This is a genomic window from Candidatus Bartonella washoeensis Sb944nv (genome assembly GCF_000278135.1).
GTDB lineage: Bacteria > Pseudomonadota > Alphaproteobacteria > Rhizobiales > Rhizobiaceae > Bartonella > Bartonella washoeensis.
In genome coordinates this window covers 210,808-211,582 of record NZ_JH725025.1, presented here as the reverse complement: position 1 = coordinate 211,582, position 775 = coordinate 210,808, and the positions used below count along the sequence as shown (strand labels likewise).

The following is a 775-nucleotide window of genomic DNA, read 5'->3' as shown; positions in this document are numbered from 1 at the left end:
CTAGGTGGCTTTATAGAAAAGGAAGACAACCTCTCTCATGAAGGGAATTGCTGGGTTGCTGGTGATGCCATGGTTTATAGAAATGCTCATGTTTGTGATAATGCTTTGGTTTATGATAAAGCAGAAGTTACTGGTTATGCTAAAATTTACGAAAATGCCTGTGTTTATGGCAATGCAAGTGTACGTGTAGAAGCTGAGGTTTATGGATATGCTCAGGTCTATGGTAGCGCCTTAATTTATGGTGAGATTTTTGGACGTGCTAAAGTTTATGGTAATGCTCGGATCTATGAAGAGGTCTATGGAAAATTTTTAGAAAAAACTCGAATTTATGGCAACGTCGAAGTTTATGGTAAAGCGCGTGTATTAGGTAGTACTAAAGTTTATTGTAATGCTAAGATTTGTGAAGATGCTTTAATTTTTCAGAAGGCTATAGTTTGTGATAATGCTTATATTTGTGGCGCTGCTATGGTTCATGGAGAAGCAAAAATTTATGGCAATGCTATGGTGAGTGGAGAAGCAAAAATTTATGAAAATGGCCGTGTTTATGGAAGTGCCCATGTTTCTGTTGATGCCAAGGTCTATGGTAATGCTAAGGTTAGTGGTGATGCTAAGGTCTATGGTAATACTGAGGTTTGTGGTGATAGCGAAATTGATAGCAGCATTTATAAAAAAACTATTGCCACTGATGTCACGGAAAGACTTGTTTTTATAGCAGTGTAAATAAAATAACAGGCGCGGGGGGCGCCTGCTTTTAAACAGCAAAAAAGCCGTGTCA

General features: G+C 38.2%; 1 protein-coding gene. It reads left to right on the top strand.

Going from position 1 to position 775, the window contains the following annotated elements; genetic code table 11:
* Positions 1–720, top strand: a 720-nt coding sequence (locus MCQ_RS09970) for a hypothetical protein (protein ID WP_006924593.1), incomplete at its 5' end; no start/stop codon positions are given.
* Between the last annotated feature and the right edge of the window lie 55 nt (positions 721–775).